Source organism: Arthrobacter sp. 05T45 (genome assembly GCF_056395875.1).
Genome location: NZ_JBFTKI010000006.1, coordinates 127,016 through 147,147 on the forward strand (window position 1 = coordinate 127,016; position 20,132 = coordinate 147,147).

17 protein-coding genes and 1 tRNA gene are annotated in these 20,132 nt (G+C 67.0%); 4 read left to right on the forward strand and 14 right to left on the reverse strand.

What is annotated here, in order from left to right:
* Positions 1–88: 88 nt before the first annotated feature.
* Both AC1DGD_RS09040 and AC1DGD_RS09045 read right to left on the reverse strand, forming a co-directional pair.
* Positions 89–991 carry a Bax inhibitor-1/YccA family protein gene (locus AC1DGD_RS09040; RefSeq protein ID WP_476856581.1) on the reverse strand — a complete coding sequence of 301 codons (903 nt, stop codon included), beginning with the start codon at positions 989–991 and terminating at the stop codon, positions 89–91.
* Between the two features lie 164 nt (positions 992–1,155).
* Positions 1,156–2,106, reverse strand: a complete 951-nt coding sequence (locus tag AC1DGD_RS09045) for a hypothetical protein (protein WP_476856582.1) — start codon at positions 2,104–2,106, stop codon at positions 1,156–1,158.
* Positions 2,107–2,614: 508 nt separating this feature from the next.
* Between AC1DGD_RS09045 and AC1DGD_RS09050 the strand changes: the two genes are divergently transcribed.
* From AC1DGD_RS09050 to AC1DGD_RS09065, 4 genes are read left to right on the forward strand one after another with little or no spacing between them, the layout of a single operon-like run.
* On the forward strand, positions 2,615–3,898 hold the full coding sequence (locus AC1DGD_RS09050; protein ID WP_476856583.1) for a branched-chain amino acid ABC transporter permease: 1,284 nt from the start codon (positions 2,615–2,617) through the stop codon (positions 3,896–3,898).
* Between the two features lie 9 nt (positions 3,899–3,907).
* Positions 3,908–4,876 carry a branched-chain amino acid ABC transporter permease gene (locus AC1DGD_RS09055; RefSeq protein WP_223914177.1) on the forward strand — a complete coding sequence of 323 codons (969 nt, stop codon included), beginning with the start codon at positions 3,908–3,910 and terminating at the stop codon, positions 4,874–4,876.
* Complete coding sequence (locus tag AC1DGD_RS09060; RefSeq protein ID WP_476856584.1) at positions 4,873–5,967, forward strand: ABC transporter ATP-binding protein; 1,095 nt, start codon at positions 4,873–4,875, stop codon at positions 5,965–5,967. The genes AC1DGD_RS09055 and AC1DGD_RS09060 overlap by 4 nt, the downstream gene beginning before the upstream one ends.
* Complete coding sequence (locus AC1DGD_RS09065) at positions 5,964–6,737, forward strand: ABC transporter ATP-binding protein (RefSeq protein ID WP_230009341.1); 774 nt, start codon at positions 5,964–5,966, stop codon at positions 6,735–6,737. The genes AC1DGD_RS09060 and AC1DGD_RS09065 overlap by 4 nt, the downstream gene beginning before the upstream one ends.
* 535 nt (positions 6,738–7,272) lie before the next feature.
* Here AC1DGD_RS09065 and AC1DGD_RS09070 read toward each other — a convergent pair.
* The 12 genes from AC1DGD_RS09070 to AC1DGD_RS09125 all read right to left on the reverse strand — a co-directional run bounded on the left by AC1DGD_RS09070 (position 7,273) and on the right by AC1DGD_RS09125 (position 19,979).
* Positions 7,273–8,622: an ABC transporter substrate-binding protein gene (locus AC1DGD_RS09070; RefSeq protein ID WP_476849104.1), complete on the reverse strand. Its 1,350-nt coding sequence runs from the start codon at positions 8,620–8,622 to the stop codon at positions 7,273–7,275.
* Positions 8,623–8,940: 318 nt separating this feature from the next.
* Positions 8,941–9,014: transfer RNA gene (locus AC1DGD_RS09075), tRNA-Leu, on the reverse strand.
* A gap of 32 nt (positions 9,015–9,046) precedes the next feature.
* Positions 9,047–9,991 (reverse strand): N-acetyltransferase, encoded by a 945-nt coding sequence (locus AC1DGD_RS09080; protein WP_476856585.1) that lies wholly within the window; start codon positions 9,989–9,991, stop codon positions 9,047–9,049.
* Positions 9,992–10,116: 125 nt separating this feature from the next.
* The gene (locus AC1DGD_RS09085) at positions 10,117–11,619 is read right to left on the reverse strand and encodes an NAD(P)/FAD-dependent oxidoreductase (protein WP_476856586.1); all 1,503 of its coding nucleotides are present in this window, start codon (positions 11,617–11,619) and stop codon (positions 10,117–10,119) included.
* A gap of 38 nt (positions 11,620–11,657) precedes the next feature.
* On the reverse strand, positions 11,658–13,070 hold the full coding sequence (locus tag AC1DGD_RS09090) for a S8 family serine peptidase (RefSeq protein ID WP_476856587.1): 1,413 nt from the start codon (positions 13,068–13,070) through the stop codon (positions 11,658–11,660).
* 66 nt (positions 13,071–13,136) lie between these two features.
* Complete coding sequence (locus AC1DGD_RS09095; protein WP_476856588.1) at positions 13,137–14,096, reverse strand: Ppx/GppA phosphatase family protein; 960 nt, start codon at positions 14,094–14,096, stop codon at positions 13,137–13,139.
* Entirely contained in the window at positions 14,093–14,869 is a 777-nt protein-coding gene (locus tag AC1DGD_RS09100; RefSeq protein WP_476856589.1) for a DUF501 domain-containing protein, read from the reverse strand. Before AC1DGD_RS09100 ends, AC1DGD_RS09095 begins: the two co-directional genes overlap by 4 nt.
* A 66-nt stretch (positions 14,870–14,935) precedes the next feature.
* A complete protein-coding gene (locus tag AC1DGD_RS09105; RefSeq protein ID WP_476856590.1) occupies positions 14,936–15,739 on the reverse strand; it encodes an FtsB family cell division protein in 804 nt (267 codons plus the stop codon).
* An 85-nt stretch (positions 15,740–15,824) separates the two neighbouring features.
* A complete protein-coding gene (gene eno, locus AC1DGD_RS09110; protein ID WP_018774732.1) occupies positions 15,825–17,105 on the reverse strand; it encodes a phosphopyruvate hydratase in 1,281 nt (426 codons plus the stop codon).
* Between the two features lie 189 nt (positions 17,106–17,294).
* Positions 17,295–17,924, reverse strand: coding sequence for a MazG nucleotide pyrophosphohydrolase domain-containing protein (locus AC1DGD_RS09115; protein WP_476856645.1), 630 nt, complete (start codon positions 17,922–17,924; stop codon positions 17,295–17,297).
* Between the two features lie 121 nt (positions 17,925–18,045).
* On the reverse strand, positions 18,046–19,212 hold the full coding sequence (locus tag AC1DGD_RS09120) for an adenosine deaminase (protein ID WP_243180079.1): 1,167 nt from the start codon (positions 19,210–19,212) through the stop codon (positions 18,046–18,048).
* A 32-nt stretch (positions 19,213–19,244) separates the two neighbouring features.
* On the reverse strand, positions 19,245–19,979 hold the full coding sequence (locus AC1DGD_RS09125) for a DedA family protein (RefSeq protein WP_476856591.1): 735 nt from the start codon (positions 19,977–19,979) through the stop codon (positions 19,245–19,247).
* Between the last annotated feature and the right edge of the window lie 153 nt (positions 19,980–20,132).

Consider the following 20,132-nt stretch of genomic DNA (forward strand, 5'->3'; position numbering starts at 1 on the left):
GCCACCAGCTGCCGCATACGCGAGAGGAGCCCCGCCGTTGGGCGGGGCTCCTCTCGGGAAATCAGGGGTATTTCAGGAACGACGCCGGTCAGTCGTCACCGCGGAGGATGGCCAGGAGTCGGATGATCTCGACGTAGAGCCAGACCAGCGTGACCGTGAGGCCGAAGGCAGCGGTCCAGGAGAAGCGCTGCGGGGCGCCGGCGTTGATGGCCGCCTCGATGGACGTGAAGTCCATGATCAGGGAGAAGGCGGCCAGGCCGATCGCCAGGAAGCCGATGAAGACGCCGAGCGGGATGCCCATGATCTCCACGCTGGTGCTCAGTCCGAACGGCGTGGTCACGGCCCCGGTCATCATCATGAAGAGGTTGATGAGCGCGAACACCGCATAGCCGATCAGGGCGATCATGAAGAACCGCATGAGCTTGGGCGTCGCCCGGACCTTGCCGCTCTTGAATAGCACCAGCGTCACGGCGAAGACGGACAGCGTCCCGACGACGGCCTGGATGCCGACTCCCGGGAACAGGTTGTCGAGGATGCGGGTCAGGCCGCCGAGGAAGAATCCTTCGAGCAGGGCGTAGGCCAGGATCAGTCCGGGCGACGGCTGCTTCTTGAAGGTGTTGACCATTGCGAGGGCGAAGCCGCCGAGGGCTCCGAGGATCATCAGCATGGATCCAGTGCCCTGCGGGACGGCGAGCGCCACTGCGGCGCCGACTACCAGGATGCCGAGGCACCCGGCGGTCTTGACGATGACGTCGTCGTACGTCATCCGTCCAATGTCAGCCGGCCCGGCCGCCGGGCGGTTGTACAGGTCCTGGAGCTGTTCCTGGGTCATGCCCTGCTGGGCCGATTTCCACCCGCCCTGGCCCGGGGCCTGGCCGTAAGCGGTCTGGCCATACGGGTTCTGACCGTATGGGGCCTGCGGGGCAGGCGGTGCCTGGGTGGCTTCGCGGAAATTCTTTCCGCTGAAGATCGGGTTTCCGCCATGTGCCATTGCGGGTGTCCTCCAAAATAAGGGGGTGGGTGATGTTCCGGTGCGATGCGGACTAGTGCGTTGCGGACTAGACGAAACAGGGTTTTATATAGTCACGCTACCAATTCCCACGGCTGACAGGGAGGGATAGTTCCCCACGGGGACCGCCGCAACCGAACCGTGATCTAGGTCAGCGGGTTTTTCAGGCCGAGCATGTCCGCGGACGCCGGCCTCCCGGCGCGGCTCGCGAGAGTGCGGCTCGCGACAGTGCGGCTCGTGACGGTGCCGGCCGCGAGCAGGCCGGACTGTCCGTCACCGTGGAAATCGTCGAACCGCTGCGACGGGTCCCCCTTCGGCTCCGGGAGGGGGCCGGGAACCGGCGCCGGCGTTCCCGTGCCGCTGTTGACAATGACGTCGTCGATATAGATGTCGGCCATTTGCTGATCGTGTTCGGAGCCAAGCTGGAGCGTGTCGAGCGTCGTGGCGGAAATACTGACAGTGCCGGCGTAGACCGAACGCCCGTCCCACCAGACTTGGACGTTGGTCCCGGGGCCGTTGGGGACCACGTGCATGACGAGCCGGTGCCAGGAGTCAGTCGGGACGTCCCGCCGCAAGGTGGTGTAGGCGAACCCTGCGGGTGACGAGGTACGGAGCACGAGCTCATGGGAGATGTTCTGCCGGAAAACATCCAGGACGCGGACTCCGCCGGCAAAGAACCGGAAGTAGGGAACATTGTTTCCCGCCATTCCTTCGGCGGCGATGTTGAACCAGCCGTCCGCATATGCCTCCGTGGTCCCGGGGGTCAGGCCCACCGTCAGCCTGGCGATGGAGCCCGGCGCCGCGGTGGTGTGCAGGAGGGCGGCACAGTTCCCGGAGTGCGAGAGCCCGGTGGACACCGAGGCGTTCCCCGTCCCGGCCGCGGAAATGCCGAACCCGTCCAGGGTGCCTGCCTCGAAGCTGGACGCCGCCGCCTGGATCCCCGGATAGGGGTCCCTGAGTGCCTCCGTGGAGGGAACGCAGGCCTGCGCCCCAGCGGGTTCGGGGCCCAGGCTGAGCGCCGGGAGGCCCAGGATCGCCAGTACAAGCGAACCCGCGAGGCACAGCTTGACCACCCGGTTCATCAGTCGGCCCTCCACGATCGGCCCCTGCCTTCGGCGCCGGCCGGATTCCGGAACGAACGGACTCGGGTTCTGGCGCTCTTCGCACCATAACGCCGGCGGGCTTGGGAAAAGCTTGGGGGTGGCGGTGACGCGGGCCGGAGCGGACGTGCCCGGCCGCCCGCGCCAGCCCCGAGTGGCCCGGCGAATTGGGGACCGGGCAGGCCACTGTTTAGGCATACTCGGAATCAACAAAAGTTTTCTTTAGCTGGGCTACAGCAAGGTGTCGGCGGCGCTACACGGTTGTTACCCGATCGCGACGTTCTCCCTGCTCGCGGCGGCATTCTTTGGGTCCCCCGGGCTGTAGCATAGGCCACACAGGGTGACGGACATCACAACACATGATCGTAATGCCAGACGCTCGTCCCCTGACCGTTCGCAACGGTTGCAAAGGCGCAACCCACAGCACCCCCATGTGGAGGTTTTCAATTTGAGAAGCACAACGAGCGGCCTGTCGCAGAGACGGCGCGGCAGACTATTGAGGGCTGTGGGGTCAGTATTTGCAGCCACGGCTGCGCTACTGCTCATCGTGGCCCCGGCGTCCAGCGCCACGACCCCCTCGCCGACACCATCCCCGTCGGCCACCCAGTTCACGAACAGCATCAGCGGCTTCCTGCGCGGCGACGACCGCGCACCGATCCCCGGGGTGACCATCACCGCCACGAGCGGCGATTTCACGGGAACCACCAAATCGGGAGCCAACGGCGCCTGGACCATCGGCGTCCCCACCCAGGGAACCTACGAGGTCAAACTCGATGAGTCCACGCTTCCGCAGGGCATCAAACTGGCCGAGGGCCAGGAGAACCCCCGCAACGTCACCTTCAGCCAGACCTCAAACCTCTCGGTGATCTTCACGTTTGGCAAGGGCATTGTCGTGGAGCAGCAGAATTTCATGCAAAACCTGCTCAACCGGCTGGTGGCAGGCCTGAGCTTCGGCCTGTTGCTCGCCCTCGCGTCCGTGGGCCTGTCCCTGATCTTCGGCACCACCGGCCTGACCAACTTCGCCCACGGTGAAATGGTCACCCTCGGCGCGGTGCTGGTGTTCGCCTTCAACCAGATGCACCTGCCGTTCTGGCTGGCCGTCATCCTGGCCGTCATCGGCGGCGGATTGTTCGGCTACGTCCAGGACGCGGGCCTGTGGAAACCCCTGCGGCGCCGCGGAACCGGACTTGTTCCGATGATGATCGTCAGCATCGGCCTCGCCCTGTCCGTGCGCTACATCATCCAGTTCTACTTCGGCGGCGCCACCCAGCAACTGCCGTTCGCCCAGAGCGTGGAAATCCTGATCGGCCCGATCTCCATCTCCCCCAACAACCTCTTGTCCCTCCTCGTCAGCGCCGTCGTGATCGCCGCCCTCGGGATCGTCCTGCTCAAGACCCGCCTCGGCAAGGCCACCCGTGCTGTGGCCGACAACCCGGCGCTGGCCGCGGCCTCCGGCATCGACGTCGACTCCGTCATCCGGATCGTCTGGGTGGTCGGCGGCATGCTCGCCGCCCTCGGCGGCATCCTCTGGGCCTACTACCGTCCCGGCGTCACCTTCGACATGGGCTCGCAGATCCTGCTGCTCATCTTCGCCAGCGTCACCCTCGGCGGCCTCGGCACAGTCTGGGGCGCCCTGGTCGGTTCCATCATCGTCGGCATCTTCGTTGAGCTGACCACCGTGTTCGGCCTCGCAGCCGACCTCAAATACGTGGGAGCGTTGTTCATCATGATTGTTGTCCTCTTGTTCCGCCCTCAGGGCATTCTGGGCCGCAAAGAGCGCGTGGGTTAGGAGACAGCCATGGACTTCGGATTCATATTTTCCAGCGCCGCCGGCGAACTTTTCAGCCCGACGACAGCTGCCTACGCCCTGGCCACCCTCGGCCTCGCGGTTCACTTCGGCTACACCGGCCTGCTCAACTTCGGCCAGGCAGGCTTCATGGCAGTGGGGGCCTACGGCTTCGCCATCTCCACCCTGACGTTCCATGTGCCGTTCTTCGTCGGGCTGCTCATCGCCGTCGTCGCCTCCGCCATCTTCGCCCTGCTGCTGGGCATCCCGACGCTGCGGCTGCGGGCGGACTACCTGGCCATCGTGACCATCGCGGCGGCCGAAATCGTGCGCTACATCGTCACGACCAACCAGCTGACCGCCGTCACCGGCTCGGCCAACGGCCTGGCCGCCTTTGAGGGCGATTTCTACGCCATGAACCCTTTCCCGCCGGGGACCTACGTTGGCATGAACAACCGCGACTTCTTTATCCGGGTGGTCGCCTGGGCAGTCGTGGCCCTCTTCTGCACCCTGGTCTGGCTGCTGATGCGCAGCCCCTGGGGCCGGGTACTCAAGGGCATCCGCGAGGACGAGAACGCCGTCCGCTCGCTCGGCAAGAACGTGTACGCCTACAAGATGCAGTCCCTGATCATCGGCGGCGCGCTCGGTGCCCTGGCAGGCATGATCTTCACGATTCCCCGCGGCGCGGTGCAGCCGGCCAACTACGGCACGGAATTGACGTTCTTCCTCTACACCTGCCTGCTGCTCGGCGGGCTCGGCACTGTGCTCGGCCCGGTGGTCGGCGCGATGATCTTCTGGGTGGTGCTCTCGCTCACCCAGGGCATCCTCTACGGCCTGATCGAGTCCGGCACCATCACGTGGCTGAACACGGTCCAGGCCGGGCAGCTGCGTTACATCCTGGTCGGCGTGGCGCTCATGCTGCTGATGATCTTCAGGCCCCAGGGCGTTCTCGGCAATAAGAAGGAGCTGGCATTCGCATGAGCATTCCAAGCGAAGAGTCACGGGACGAACCCCGCACGTCGGAAGAGATCGACTATATGACGGACAACCGTCCGATCGCCGCCGGCGAGATCGCGCCCGGTTGCAAGAAGCGTGATCCGATCGTGGTGGCAGAAAACGTCACCCGCACCTTCGGCGGCATCAACGCCGTCGACGTCCAGTACCTCGAGATCCCGCGGCACAAGATCACCGCGCTGATCGGCCCCAACGGCGCCGGCAAGACCACCTTGTTCAACCTGCTGACGGGATTCGATACCCCGAACTCGGGTACCTGGCAGTTCGAGGGCAACAACATCGCCGGCGTCTCCTCGTACAAGGTTGCCCGGATGGGGATGGTGCGCACGTTCCAGCTCACCAAGGTCATGGGCAAGCTCACCGTCATGGAGAACATGCGCCTCGGCGCCTCCAGCCAGTCCGGGGAACGGCTGTCCAAGGCTTTGTTCAAGGGCATCTGGGGCGGCCAGGAAAAGAAGATCACCCAGGAAGCCAACGTGCTGCTGGAGAAGTTCAAACTGGACGCCAAGAGGGACGACTACGCGGCGTCGCTGTCCGGCGGGCAGCGGAAGCTGCTGGAAATGGCCCGCTCCCTCATGGTGCGGCCCAAGCTGGTCATGCTCGACGAGCCGATGGCCGGCGTCAACCCGGCGCTGACGCAGTCGCTGCTGGACCACATCAAGAACCTCAAGGCCGAAGGCATGACGGTTTTGTTCGTCGAGCACGACATGAACATGGTCCGCCACATCGCCGACTGGGTGGTGGTGATGGCAGAGGGCAAGATCGTGGCCGAAGGGCCTCCCGCCGAAGTCATGAAGAACCCCGCTGTGATCGACGCCTATCTCGGCGCCCACCACGACGTGGATCTCGGCGACGCCGAGGGCATCAAGGAACTGGCCGCGGAGCTGGTCGCCGACGAGGAATCGATTGTCGGCACTGAAAACGCCGGCATCATCTCCGCCGACGTCCTCGCCACCGAGGCGGAGGAGGCGGCGAACGGGACGACGCGCGGCCGCCGCAGCGCCGGAGAGCCGAACCGCGCCGAAGAGCCAAACCGCACAGAGAAGGACAAAGAATGAGCGCCACCAGCGCGGCACCGGCCGCCCAGCCCGCCTTCGATGGCGACTCGGTCGTGAAGGTCACCGATCTGGTGGCTGGTTACATCCCAGGCGTCAATATCCTCAACGGCTGCAGCATCGAAGCCCGCAAGGGTGAGCTGATCGGCATCATCGGCCCCAACGGCGCCGGCAAGTCCACGCTGCTGAAGGCCATGTTTGGCCTGGTCAAGGTCCACTCCGGCTCGGTGGTGGTCCGCGGGCAGGACATCACCGGGCTCAAGGCCAACAAGCTGGTCAGCAAGGGCGTCGGCTTCGTTCCGCAGAACAACAACGTGTTCGCCGCCCTGACCATCGAGGAAAACATGCAGATGGGCATGTTCCAGCGGCCCAAGGACTTCGCCAAACGGTTCGACTTTGTCTCCGAACTGTTCCCGGAGCTCGCCAAACGGCGCGCCCAGCGTGCCGGCTCGCTCTCCGGCGGCGAACGCCAGATGGTCGCCATGGGACGGGCCCTCATGATGGACCCGGCCGTTCTGCTGCTCGATGAGCCCTCCGCGGGCCTCTCCCCTGTCAAGCAGGATGAGACCTTCCTCCGGGTCCACGAGATCAACCGGGCCGGCGTCTCCGTCATCATGGTGGAACAAAACGCGCGCCGCTGCCTGCAGATCTGCGACCGCGCCTACGTGCTGGACCAGGGCAAGGACGCGTACACCGGTACTGGCCGGGAGCTCATGAAGGATCCCAAGGTCATCCAGCTCTACCTGGGGACGCTCGCAGACACTGTCGAATAGCGCTCCGGGCAGTATCTCCCCCGCAAGGGCCGTCACCAGCCGGTGGCGGCCCTTCTGCGTGCCCGGTGCCTGCTACAACAGTCCGTGGCCCCACGGCATCTCCAGTCGCCTCCGGTCGCCTCCGCAGCCGCTTGCTCGTCGCCCGTCGCCCTTCGTTTGAGCCACGTTTTCGCGGCGGTTTCGGACCGGCGCACCTCGGATCCGCGCCGCCCTCGTCCGAACCCGCAGCGCGAATCCGGTTCCGCAGCCGCCGCACGGCCACGGCAGCCCTCCCCGCACCTCGTGGCTGCCAAGGCACCTCGGATGTCGACACCACGACGCCGGCCCCTCCTGGCGTCCTCATGTCCTGTTTCCGCACCGGCTCCGGACCGGCGCACCTCGGATCCGCGCCGCCCTCGTCCGAATCCGCAACGCAAATCCGGTTCCGCAACCGCGTCCGGTTCCGCGGTCCTGACGCTCCGGCCCCGGTCCCCCGCACACAAAAGACCCCCGTCCGGACTGGACGGGGGTCTTTTGTTAGTCGAGGGGAAGCGGCTTACAGCTTGCCGAATTCTTCCTTGACCGGCTTGTAGGTGTTGTCATCCTGGTACTCGTAGATGCCAATGTAGGCTTCCGTCGGGTCGCCGGCGTCGGAGAACGTTACGGGGCCGGACTGGCCGTCGTAGTCGATGTCCTTACCGTTGCGAAGCAGGGTGACGCAGCTCGGGAAGGTGTTGCACTTCTCCCCACCCTCAGAGACGTCCTTCAGGTGCGCCGCGATATCAGTGCCCTTGGTGCTCTTGGCTTCCTCAGCCGCCAGTGCGATCAGGTTCACTGCGTCGTAGGACTCGCCGGAGTAGCTGTAGTCCTTCAGCGCCGGGTCAATCGCCAGGAGCTTCTTCTTGAAGTCCTCCTTGGCGAAGGTGCCCGGGATGGTGCCCTGGGCGCCCTTCAGGGTTCCTGCCTGGAAGTCCTTGCTGTAATCGGACATGTTGCCGTCCACCATGAAGATCTGGGTCGGCTTGACGCCCTTGCCCGTCATCAGCGGAACGATGCTCTTGGCCTGGTCGAAGGTGATCAGGGCAATGGCATCCGGCTTGGCGGCCAGAACCTTGTCCACCTGGCTGCTGAACTGGGAATCGCCTTCGTTGAACAGCTCCTGGGCAACAACCTTGCCGCCGGCCGCCTCGAAAGCTGCCTGGACGTTCTTAGCAAGGCCGGTTCCGTAGGCGTCGTTCAGGACGATCATGCCGACCGTCTGGGCGCCACAGGTGGCCATGTAGTTGCCGAGGACCTTGCCCTGGAGCACGTCCGAGGGCGCGGTGCGCCAGTAGAGGCCCTTGTCATCCCACGCCGTGAAGTCCGGGGAGGTGTTGGCCGGGGAGAACTGGACGACGCCGGCACCGGTGATCTGGTTGATCACGGTCTTGGAGACACCCGAGGAGGCGGCGCCGACGATTGCGCTGACGCCCTGTCCGAGCAGTGCCGTGGTGGACTGGGTGGCGATGTCGGTCTTGGTGTCGCCGGAGTCACGGTGGATGACCTCCACCGGCTTGCCCAGGACGCCGCCGGCATCGTTGACCTCCTTGATGCCGAGGTTGACACCTGCAATTTCGGGCGGGCCGAGGAAGGCCAGCGAACCCGTCGTCGGCAGGAGCGAGCCGATCTTCAGGGGCGTGGGGGTGGTGGTGGCCGAGGCGGGCACAGTGCCCGTTTCGCCGGCGGCGCTGGTACCGCCACCGGTGGCGCTGGGTGCCGGGCACGCGATTCCCGCGGCCGCGGCTGAGCTGGATCCCGACGAACTCGGGGCGGGTGAACCGCCACAAGCCGTAGCCAAAAGGGCGACGCCGAGGCTAAGCACGGTGAGCTTAGCGACGCGGGGCGCAACCCGGGGGAGTGAAGTCATGTACAAGCTCCTCGATCTAAAGGTGCGAACGGCCTTTGACGCGAAAGATCAGGTGTTCCTGATTCCACTTCAAGCTAGTGCAATTTCGACGTGAAAATAAGTGACTACGGTCACATCCTTATAACACTCGTTGCATAGAGGAAATCTGGACGGTTTGCGGCGGCTGTTTTGTCGGGGGCGACGGCCCGGAACGGCTGCCCGGGTCAGGCGACCCCGAGGGCAAGCACGTGCGTGGGACAAGCCCGTGCGAGGGGCCTGGGAACGCCGGGGGTCAGGGCCACCCGGCTGTCGGGCGCCGCAGGGCGGCGCGCAGCTCAGTGCCCCAGGTGGGACTCGAACCCACAACACGCGGATTTTAAGTCCGCTGCCTCTGCCAATTGGGCTACTGGGGCGCCCGGTCAATGGTATCCCGTCGCCGGGCGGATCAGCCCGCGAATGGCCCCGCGTAGCGGAAGGTGCCGCTCACGCCGCCGGGCCAGACGGCGAGCGGCAGCAACTGGAAGTGCGCGGCCCAGCCTGCCTCCGGCGGCGCCACCCCGAGCGAGGTGGACGGAACAAAGCCGAAGCGGGAGTAGTACTCGGGGCTGCCCAGCAGGGCTATCCCCCGCTCCCCCGCGGTGTTGGCCCGCGCCACGGTCTCGTTCATGAGCGCGGTGCCGATGCCGTGGCGCTGCAGCCGCGGCACCACCCCGATCGGCCCGAGGCCGAGCAGCTCCAGACCGTCCACCCACCCGCGGGTGCTGATCACATGCCCCACGATTTCGCCGTCGAGTTCGGCCACGATGCTGAACGCCGGCAGGTATTCCTGGCACTCGAACAACCGCGCCAGCAGCTTCACTTCCTCGGGTTCGCCGTCGACGTGCTCTCCGGTGGCGGGCGAGATGGCAAACGCGGCGGCGGTGAGGGCGAGGATGGCGGGACGGTCCGCCGGCTCCTCGCTGCGCAGCACGAGTTCCGGTGCCGGTTTGTACACCCCGTTGGCCGCGACGAGCTCGTGCAGTACCTCCAGCGCCCGTTCGGTGTCCGCCACCGGCACCAGCAGATGGTCATGGTGGAAGCCGGCAAGGACGTTGCAGCTGATCTTCGCCTCGGTCAGGGCCGCGCTGACGGCTGCCGTGAGGCCGATCGCCTCAAGCGAAGAGTGCACCTGGAGCGTGATCCAGGCCGCGACGAAGTCGTAGGAGAGCCCCAGGCTGTCCGCTTCGTTCCGCGGCAGCACGACGGTCAGCCCTTCCGCCTCACGGACGGCGGCCGCAATGGCCCCGGCCAGGGGCTTGCCGTGCGGCCACAGGGCGTAGACGTATTCGCCCTCGCGCAGTTCGGGGTGCATGGTGGCCAGGAGGGCGTGCAGGTCCTTTTCAGCTGTCATGGAGCCAGTCTAGGCGGGGGTCCCGCGCTCCTGCCCGCTCCCGGCGTCCTGGGGCGGCTGCCCGCCACGAAAACGGCGGCCGCTCCCTCTGGGGGGAACAGCCGCCGTCGAAGGCTCGGATCAGGCTACTTGGAGTCGGCCGGAACAGCTTCCTTGGTGTCGTTCTTGGCAGTGTCGTTCTTGGCAGTGCCACTCTTCGCGGCGTCGTTCTTGGCAGCATCCGCAGGCGTGCCGGCAACGGGAGCAGCGGCAGGCTTCGGGGCCGGCGTCGCTGCGGCCACGAAGGCGCCGCGCGGGTTGTCCAGATCCATCAGCTGCGTGGTGTCGCGGCCCAGGAAGAAGGCCCAGATCCAGCCGGAGATCACGCGGATCTTGCGCTCCACGGTGGGGATGGCCATGCCGTGGTAGCCACGGTGTGCCAGCCAGGCCAGCGGGCCCTTGAGGCCGATGCGGCCAAGCAGGTTGATGTTCGCCACGCCCTTCCATTCGCCGAAGCCAGCGACGGCGCCCAGGTTCTTGTGCTTGTAATCCTTGAGCGGCTTGTCCCAGCGGGAGGCCCACAGGTTCTTGGCGAGGCGCTTGGCCTGGCGCAGCGCGTGCTGCGCGTTCGGCACGCACGTGCCGTCCGGCAGGCCGCTGCCCGTGAGGTCGGGGACGGCAGCGACGTCGCCGGCGGCCCAGGCGTTCTCGATGATGCCCTCGTCGCCTGCGATGCGCAGATCGGCCAGGACGCGGACGCGGCCGCGCGGCTCGAGCGGGAAGTCGGTGGAGCGGACCATCGGGTTGGCCTGCACACCGGCAGTCCAGACCAGGGTGTCGGTCTCGAATTCCTGGGCCGGGCTCTTGTCCGGGAGGTTGATGAGCTTCAGGGAACCCTCGGCGTTGTCGAGGGAGGTGTTCAGCAGGACCTCGATGCCGCGGCTGCGGAGGTGCTCGACGACCCATTCGGCCTGCGATGCCGTGACCTCCGGCATGATGCGGCCCATCGCCTCGACCAGGACGAAGCGGACTTCCTCCTGCTTGATGCGCGGGTTGTTCTTGACCGCGGCGCGGGCCAGGTCTTCCATTTCGGTGATGCACTCGATGCCGGCGAAGCCGCCGCCGACGACGACGAACGTCAGGGCGCGGGCGCGCTCAACGGGGTCCGTCATGAGGGAACCGGTCTCGATCCGCTCGAGAACCTTGTTGCGCAGGGCGACGGCCTCTTCGATGGTCTTCAGGCCGATGCCCTTGTCCGCGAGGCCCTTGATCGGGAACGTGCGGGTGATGGCGCCGGCGGCAAGCACGACGTCGAAGTACGGAATCTCGAAGGTGTGTCCACCGTCGGAGGGTGCGACCACTGCCGTGCGGTTGGCGTGGTCGATCGAGGTGACGCGGCCCTGGATGAGTTCCGTCTGCTTCAGGTGCTGGCGGTGCGAGACGACTGCGTGGCGCGCCTCGATGTTGCCGCCGGCAACTTCCGGCAGGAAGGGCTGGTAGGTCATATAGGGCAGCGGATCCACGAGGGTGACGATGCCACCAGCATTCGCGATCTTTTTCTGAAGTTTGAGGGCTACATACAGGCCGACGTACCCGCCGCCGACGACGAGTACCCGGGGACGGTCCTGGAGCTGAAGGGAGGATGCCATATCTCAAGAATACAGTAGTTTGTGAAAACCTTCACTAACTATGACGGCTTGCTGGAGTCCACCGGATTGACGGCCTCGGGTTCGGCCTTGCCGGTCCCGCCCGGCCCGTCCGGGCCGTCCTTCGGCGGCGTGCGCATGGCGGCCCGCAGCTGGAACGCGGCGGCCACAACGATTCCCACGAGCAGGGCTCCGAAGCCCAGGACCACCGCGGCCGGCACGGCACTGTCCAGCTGGGACGGCTTCTCCGCGACGGGCACGGTCGCTTCGGGCAGGGTGGGGGCAGCGCTGGAGGGCGCGGGCTCCGCGGCAGAGGCAGTCGTGGCGAGGTTTCCGCGCCGGTGGACCCGGATCCAGTCCGAAATGGACCCCAGCGGATTGACTTTGGTTTCCGGGACATCGGCCTTGAGTGCGGCCTCGGCGTTCAGCACGCCGAAGCCGTAGAGCGGATCCTTCCCTGGCGCCCCGGCGTCCTTGGCCGTGGTGACGATCCGGTTGATGACCTGGCTGGCGGACATTTCGGGCCATTTGGAGCGAATCAGGGCCGCGACGCCGGACACGATGGGCGTGGCTCCGGAGGTGCCGGCCCAGTCGGCGTAGCCGCCGCCGGGCAGGCCGCCAACCAGGTCCTCGGCGGGAGCTGCGACGCCGATGCTGATGCCTTGGGAGGAGGAGTCGATGCTGGCCGCGCCCGTGCGGTCCAGGCCTGCAACCGTCAGGACGCCGGGGATGGTGGCCGGGGCGCCGACCTGGACGTTGCCGCCCACCCGGTTGCCCGCGGCGGCGACGATCACGACGTCCTTCTGTTCGGCGTAGAGGAATGCCGCGTCCCAGCTCTGCGGCCATTCCGGCGACGTGCTGCCGAGGGAGATGTTGATGACGCGGGCGCCGTTGTCCACGGCCCAGCGCACTGCCTCCGGGATCTGGTCCTGGTCGCTCTTGCCGCCCGGGTTGGCGGAACCGAGCCAGGTGGAGACGGACAGCAGCTGCGCTTCCGGGGCGACGCCGACAACCCCGTCAGGTCCAGCGGCCGGGCCGGCGGCAGGGCCAGTTGCGCTGGCGCTCGGTTTGGCGGTCGCTTCGGGCGCTTGGTGCCCCCGTCCGGCCAGCATGGTGGCCACGAGCGTGCCGTGTTCGGGTTTGGCGCCGATACTCTCCTGGCCGTTGGCCTTGCCGGCGCCGGAAATGTCCGCGCCGCCAGCGAGCACGCCGCCCAAATCCGGATGCCGGCCGTCCACGCCGCTGTCAATCACGGCGACCTTGACCCCGGCTCCCTTGGAAACGTCCCAGGCTTTGGTGATGCCGGACTCGGCGAGCCAGTATTCCTTGTCCCGCCAGGAGTCGGCGTGGGCGGGTGCGGCCAGGGTCAGCGCCGCCGTGGACGCTCCGCCGGCGAGGGCCAAGGCCACCAACGCGGAGGCGGTCCGGCGGCGCCGGGCTGTTGCTCTGGTCATTCAGGTCCTATCGGCGGATGCACCAGCGGCACGGGCGCGCGCTGGGGCACGGCTGCTGGGGCGGGATCATCGGATGCTGAGGGCAATTCCGTCAAGAATATCGTGTTCGCTGCTCACGGCCGTGGTGATGCGCCCGCCGGTGACCTCGGCCAGGCGCTGCAGGACCCGCCGCCAGACCAGTCCACCGGCGCCGATCACGTCCACCCGCCCGGGGTGCATGTAAGGCAGCGCGGCCCGCTCCTCCCGGGTCATTTCGAGCAGCTCGGTGCAGGCTTTCCGGACCGCGTCCAGGTCCAGTTCGGTGCCGTGGATCGCGGCCGGTGAGTACTCCGGCAGGCGCAGCGCGTGCGCCGTGATGGTGGTGACGGAGCCGGCCACGCCGACGACGGCGGTGGTGCGTTCCAGCGGAACGGTTTGTGCCGCCTCGCTGATGGCGGCGTCGACGTCGGCCTCTGCGGCTGCGATCTGATCCGCGGTGGGCGGGTCGCTGCGCAGGTGCCGTTCGGTCATCCGGACGCAGCCGACGTCGACCGAGCGGGCCGCGATGACGCCGTCGGCGTTGCCCAGCACGAACTCCGTGCTGCCGCCGCCGAGGTCCACCACCAGCACGGGGTCCTGCCCGCGGGAGGGCAGGACACTGCTGGCGCCGGCGAAGGACAGCGCGGCTTCCTCGTCGCCGGTGATCACCTCGGGTTCGACGCCGAGGATGTCGCGGATGCCGTCGACGAAAACCTGGCGGTTGCGGGCATCGCGGGTGGCGGAGGTGGCCACGAAGCGCACTTTTTCGGCGCCGTGCTCGCGGATGAGGGCAGCGTAGTCCCGGGTCGCGGCGAAGGTGCGCTCAAGCGCTTCCTGGGCCAGTTCACCTGTGGAGTCCACGCCCTGGCCCAGCCGGACCACGCGCATTTCCCGCACGATGTCGGTCAGCCGCGGCGTGGCCGGCCCTGTTGCGCCGCCTGCGCTCACATCTGCGATCAGCAGGCGGATGGAGTTGGTGCCGCAGTCTACGGCCGCGACCCGGGTCACTTGGACTCCCCCGTGCCGGTGGTACCGGCCGTCTCAGCAGCACCGGCGGCGGCGGCGTCGACGCGGGACTTGCGGACCGGTGCGGGCCGGCCCACGATCTCCGGCAGGCCTTGGGGGCCATGGCGGCTGAGGTCCCGGGACGGGGCCTCCCCGCCGGTGTCCCAGGCGCCTTCGCAGTAACAGCGCTCCACGGTCCACCATTCGGCGATGGCCGCGATCGATTCATCGCCCAGCGGGTTCACGCCCGGGCCGGCCGCCAGCGAATGCCCCACGAGGACGTGCAGGCATTTGACGCGGGTCGGCATTCCGCCGGCGGAGACGCCGTCAATTTCGGGAACGGCCCCGATGCCGGAGCGCGCGCCGATCTCGGCACGGGAGGCCAGATATGCCTCGTGGGCGGACCGGTACCGGGCCGCGAGGCCGGCGTCGGCAGCGAGCCGGTCGTTCATTTCGTTCATCAGCCCGGCGGCCTCCAGCCGCGATACCGCCGACGTGATCACCGGGTGGGTGAGGTAAAACGTGGTGGGGAACGGCGTACCGTTGCTGAGCCGCGGCGAAGTGGCGGCAACGAGCGGGTTTCCGCAGACGCAGCGTGCCGGGATTTCGACGACGTCGCGCACGGGCCGGCCCAACTGGCGGCTGAGGACCTCGAGATCGTGCGGCGACGGCTGGCGGGAGCCCTCCGGGGCGTCTGCCCTGTGCCGTGGTGCCGGGGCCTTGGCCCCGTCGTTGTTCTCGGCTGCTCGGTTCTGGTCCACTCGGTTCTCGTCCACGGGAGTGGCACCTTCCTGCCCTGTTCCGGATTGTCCGCGGGACAATCCCGGCGGCGGGCGCCGCTTCTAGTCTGTTGCCGATCGCCTGATGGACTCCCAGAGGGCGTCCACCCAGGGCAGGTTGGCCGGGTCTTGTGCTGATGCTGCACCCGCCGCGCCACCGGACTGCGCGGCAGGAAGATCGCTGCCGAATACCCAGTAGCCCGTCTCTCCGGGCATAACCATGTTAATGCGGTCGCGGGCCTGCTGTTTCACATAGTTGGGATCCTGCCACCGCGACACCTGGCGTTTGAGGTCCTCCTGCTTCGTCTGCTTGGCCGCAATATCGGCCTGCAGCGCCGCGATTTCGGCGCGTTTGTCCAGGAAGATCTTGACCGTGGGGGCCAGCAGGATGGTGATGGCAATCATGACGACGCCCAGGGCCAGCAGCCGGCCCGAGAACGCCTTGGCGGGCACGGGGTCCAGGGATTCGTCCGGACCCCCTGCGGCGGTCCGGTTCTGGGTCTTGCCGCCGGCCTTGCCGCCGGCCTTGGCGCCGGACTTGCCGCCGGACTTGGCGCCGGCCTTCCCGGCCGCCGGGCGGGTCTCGGGCTTTGCCGGTGCTCCTGCCGGGGCTGTGGCGGGACGGGCTCTGGCCGCAGATCCGGCGCCGGTGCTGCCCGGGGCCGGCTTGCCTGTGTGAGCTGACACCCGTGGCGGGGCAGGCGCAGCGCCGGCCGGCGCCGCCGCGCCGCTGCGGGCGCCGCCAAAGTCCGCCTGGATCACCTCGCCGCCGTCGGCTGCTGCCCCCAGACCCGTGGCCGCAGGCTTGGCTGCAGCAGCCTTGGCGGCAGGCGTAGCCCGGGGAACATTGGGGCGTCGGGTTGCCATGTCACTCCTTCAAAAACGGACCAAAAAAGAACCGGTGGCCATGGTCTTTCAACCATAGCCACCGGTTACCGGTTTTCGCGGCTAACTAGCCCTTGAAACGCGGGAACGCGCTGCGGCCGGCGTACCGTGCGGCGTCGTCGAGTTCCTCTTCGATGCGCAGCAGCTGGTTGTACTTGGCCACGCGCTCGGAGCGTGCCGGGGCACCGGTCTTGATCTGTCCCGCGTTGGTGGCAACGGAGATGTCAGCAATGGTGGTGTCCTCGGTTTCGCCGGAGCGGTGTGAGGTGATGGTGGTGTAGCCGGCACGCTGGGCCAGGGAAACGGCGTCCAGGGTCTCGGTCAGGGAACCGATCTGGTTGACCTTGACGAGCAGCGAGTTCGCGGTCTTGGTGTCAATGCCGCGCTGCAGGATGGCCGGGTTCGTGACGAAGAGGTCATCGCCCACGAGCTGGACCTTGTCGCCGATGGTGTCGGTGAGGGTCTTCCAGCCTTCCCAGTCGTTCTCATCCAGCGGGTCCTCGATGGACACGAGCGGGTAGTCGGCCACGAGCTCGGCGTAGTAGGCGCTCATCTCGGTGGCGGAAAGTGCCTTGCCCTCGAACTGGTACGCGCCGTCCTTGAAGAACTCGGAGGAGGCGACGTCCAGGGCCAGGGCGATGTCCTTGCCCGGGGTGTAGCCGGCGTTCTTGATGGCTTCCTGGATCAGGTCCAGGGCGGCACGGTTGGACGGCAGGTTCGGCGCGAAGCCGCCCTCGTCACCCAGGCCGGTGGACAGGCCCTTGGCCTGCAGGACGGACTTGAGGTTGTGGTAGACCTCGACGCCCCAGCGCAGGCCTTCGGAGAAGGTCTCGGCGCCGATCGGGACGATCATGAATTCCTGGATGTCCACGTCGGAGTCGGCGTGTGAGCCGCCGTTGAGGATGTTCATCAGGGGCACGGGCAGGACGTGCGCGTTGGGCCCGCCCAGGTACTTGTACAGCGGCAGGTCAGCGGAGGCGGCGGCGGCGTTGGCCACGGCCAGGGACACGCCCAGGATGGCGTTGGCGCCGAGCTTGCCCTTGTTGGGGGTGCCGTCCAGGTCGATCATGGCCTGGTCGATGCTGCGCTGGTCGGTCGCGTCGAAGCCGGTCAGGGCCGGGGCGATCTGGTCGATGACCGCGTCGACGGCCTTCTGGACGCCCTTGCCGAGGTAGCGGCCCTTGTCGCCGTCGCGAAGTTCAACGGCCTCGTGCTCGCCGGTGGAAGCGCCGGAGGGAACTGCTGCGCGGCCGATCTGGCCGTCCGAGAGCAGGACTTCAACTTCTACGGTCGGGTTGCCACGGGAATCGAGGATTTCGCGGGCGTGGATGGCATCGATAAGCGCCATGGATATGCTCCTTTGGGTGAAGCGATCTGCAGGGAATCTGACTGCTTGGACTCTGGCTGTACATCAAGCGGAAAAGCCGACGTCGTCGTCGCTACTAGCGTAGTCGAGAGCGGGATAAGTTACGGAAACCTATCCAAACCCCGGACGTCATGATGGTGCCGCTACCGTGCCGACTCTAGTCTGCCAGCGCTATTGTGCCGATGGCCGGGAGCCGGTGCTGTCCTGGAACCGGCGCAGGGCGCCGCGGAGGGCGCGTTCGGCGTCGAGCCCGCCGGCCCGGGCAGCGGCCACGATCCCGAACAGCAGGTCGCCGAGTTCCTCCTCGGCGGCCGGGAGGTCGACGGCGGTTCCGACGGCGGTTTCGCCGGCGGTTTGGCCGGCGGTTTGGCCGGTGGCCGCTGCCATACCCGCGCGTTCGGCGCGGTCCAGGAGCTTTTGGGCCCGCGCGAGGGCCGGCAGCGCGGCGGGAACCCCGTCGAAGATGTGGCCGCGTTCGGGCCTCTCGGCCTTCTTGACGGCGTCCCATTTCAGGACGATCTCCTCCACCGTTGCCGGGAAGGAATCCTGCAGCGAGCCGTCGGGCCGGAACACGTGCGGGTTGCGCCGGATCATCTTGGCCTTCAGGCCCCGGGCGACATCGCCCAGGTCAAAGGCGCCGCGTTCCTCGGCGAGCCGGGCGTGGAGCACCACCTGCAACAGGACGTCCCCCAGTTCAGACTGCAGTTCCGCGTCGCCGGCGCCGGTCTCGATGGTCTCGGCCACTTCATAGGCCTCCTCCAGGAGGTACTCCACGAGGGACTCGTGGGTGAGGGCACCCATCCAGGGGCAATGCTCGCGCAGGGCCGCTATCATCCCCAGCAGCTCCCCGACCTCGCAAGCTCGGCCGGGGACCCCTGCCGCTGTGGGCCCAGCGAGCCCCTGGACGGGTGATGTGTCCTCGTTAGCCAAGATCGGAGTAGGCCTCGTTGATGTATTCGACCAGGGCTTCCTTCTCCTCGAGCGGCAGGAAGGCGGCCTCGGCCGCGTTCAGCGTCAGCTCCAGCAGGTCATCGAGGTCGTAGTCGAACGTCTCAACCAGGAGTTCGAACTCGTCGGTCAGCGTCACGCCGCTCATGAGCCGGTTGTCGGTGTTGATGGTGACGTTGAAGCCGAGCTGGTAGAGCATGTCCAGCGGGTGGCTTTCGATGCCCTCACCGAAGCCGGCAATGGCGCCGGTCTGCAGGTTGGAGGAGGGGCAGATCTCCAGGGCGATGCCACGGTCCCGCACCCAGCTGGCGAGCTCGCCCAGGGTCACCATGCCGATGGTGTCGTTGACGGAGTCGTCGAAGCCTTCGGCGTCGGCGGCCTCTTCGTCCTCTTCGAATTCGATCGTGACGTCCTCGGCGATCCGGACGCCGTGGCCCAGGCGCAGGGCCCGGCCGTCGACGAGGGCCGACTGGATGCTTTCCAGGCCGGCGGCTTCGCCGGCGTGGACGGTGGCCGGGAAGTTGTGCTGGGCCAGGTAGGTGAAGGCGTCCTTGAAGCGGGACGGCAGGAAGCCGTCCTCGGCGCCGGCGATGTCGAAGCCGACGGCACCGTTGTTGCGGTGGCGGACGGCCAGTTCGGCGATCTCCTGGCCGCGGTCGGCGTGGCGCATGGCGGTGATGAGCTGGCCCACCTGGATATCGCGGCCGGTCTCTGCCACGGCGTCCACTCCAGCTTCGAGGCCGGCCTGCACGGCTTCGACCACGTCGTCCAGGCTCAGGCCCTTCTGCAGGTGCTGTTCGGGCGCCCAGCGCACCTCGCCGTACACGACGCCGTCGTCGGCCAGGTCTTCGACGAATTCCTTCGCGACGCGGAACAGGCCCTCCTTGGTCTGCATCACGGCGATGGTGTGGTCGAAAGTCTCCAGGTAGCGGACCAGGGAGCCGGAGTCGGCGGATTCCCGGAACCACTCCCCCAGTGCAACGGGGTCCGTGGACGGCAGCGTGTGGCCGACGGCCTCAGCAAGTTCAATGATGGTGGCCGGCCGGAGTCCGCCGTCCAGGTGGTCGTGAAGGGAAACCTTGGGAAGGCCCTTCAGGTCGAAGTCGAGGTCAGGGGCAGCGTCAGGAATAGTCTCAGTCACGTTCCAACCATAGGGTCGCCGGGCGCCGGAAGCTACTTTCCGGACGCTCCGGACTCAGCGGACGGACCGGCCAGCATCGTGCCGTGCAGCTCGGAAGCACGCTCACCGGAGGCGGGTTCGTTGACGTATTCGGTCTCGGACGGGACCGGACTGGTGTCGTGGCGGCCCAGGCGCTTGTGCCACCAGCGCAGGAGATGGTCGATGAGGACACCGAGCACAATGGCGAATACCACCGCGATGCCCGCGCTGAGCAACGGGTTGTGGTGCAGCCACGGGAAGGAACTGGCCAGGACGCCGATGCCGATTGAGTAGGCCACCCACGTCAGGCAGGCAAAGCCGTCAAGGAAGAAGAACCGGCGGTGCGGAAACGCCGTCGTGCCTGCCACGTAGTTGACGGCGACACGGCCCCACGGAATGTACCGGGCGGTGAAGATCAGGACGGCGCCGCGCTTTTCAAGTTCGTAGTGGGCCCAGCCGAACACCTTTTGGACCTTCGGTTTGCGCATCCAGCGGAACCGCTCGAGGCCAATCTTGCGGCCCAGCATGTAGGCCATGTTGTCGCCGGCCATGGCTCCCACGAGGGCGGTGAGGCCCAGGATCCACAGGTTGGGCTGGCCGCTGTGCACGGAGTACGCCGCCAGGGCAACGATCAGGGTCTCGCTGGGGACCACCATCGCGAAGCCGTCCACGAAGAAGAAAACCAGCAGGAGGGGGTAGATCCACCACTGGCCAGCGGCATGGAGCACGGCCTCGTTAATGAACTCCATGCAGGTGGTGCTCCTTGATGACTGGGAACGGACAACTAAGCCGTATCGTACTCGCGATGACAGTGGGTAGAACCATGGACGAAACTTTGCACGACGTGCGGCCAACAAACGTGACCCAAATCGCTCCTAAGTGTCCCATGGGCGGGCCCAATC

Excerpts from the sequence above, each read along its gene's own strand:
- AC1DGD_RS09040 (WP_476856581.1), bottom strand. The coding sequence starts at position 991 with ATGGCACATGGCGGAAACCCGATCTTCAGCGGAAAGAATTTCCGCGAA.
- AC1DGD_RS09055 (WP_223914177.1), top strand. The coding sequence starts at position 3,908 with ATGGACTTCGGATTCATATTTTCCAGCGCCGCCGGCGAACTTTTCAGC.
- AC1DGD_RS09060 (WP_476856584.1), top strand. The coding sequence starts at position 4,873 with ATGAGCATTCCAAGCGAAGAGTCACGGGACGAACCCCGCACGTCGGAA.
- AC1DGD_RS09065 (WP_230009341.1), top strand. The coding sequence starts at position 5,964 with ATGAGCGCCACCAGCGCGGCACCGGCCGCCCAGCCCGCCTTCGATGGC.
- AC1DGD_RS09070 (WP_476849104.1), bottom strand. The coding sequence starts at position 8,622 with ATGACTTCACTCCCCCGGGTTGCGCCCCGCGTCGCTAAGCTCACCGTG.
- AC1DGD_RS09080 (WP_476856585.1), bottom strand. The coding sequence starts at position 9,991 with ATGACAGCTGAAAAGGACCTGCACGCCCTCCTGGCCACCATGCACCCC.
- AC1DGD_RS09085 (WP_476856586.1), bottom strand. The coding sequence starts at position 11,619 with ATGGCATCCTCCCTTCAGCTCCAGGACCGTCCCCGGGTACTCGTCGTC.
- AC1DGD_RS09090 (WP_476856587.1), bottom strand. The coding sequence starts at position 13,070 with ATGACCAGAGCAACAGCCCGGCGCCGCCGGACCGCCTCCGCGTTGGTG.
- AC1DGD_RS09105 (WP_476856590.1), bottom strand. The coding sequence starts at position 15,739 with ATGGCAACCCGACGCCCCAATGTTCCCCGGGCTACGCCTGCCGCCAAG.
- eno (WP_018774732.1), bottom strand. The coding sequence starts at position 17,105 with ATGGCGCTTATCGATGCCATCCACGCCCGCGAAATCCTCGATTCCCGT.
- AC1DGD_RS09115 (WP_476856645.1), bottom strand. The coding sequence starts at position 17,924 with ATGGGTGCCCTCACCCACGAGTCCCTCGTGGAGTACCTCCTGGAGGAG.
- AC1DGD_RS09125 (WP_476856591.1), bottom strand. The coding sequence starts at position 19,979 with ATGGAGTTCATTAACGAGGCCGTGCTCCATGCCGCTGGCCAGTGGTGG.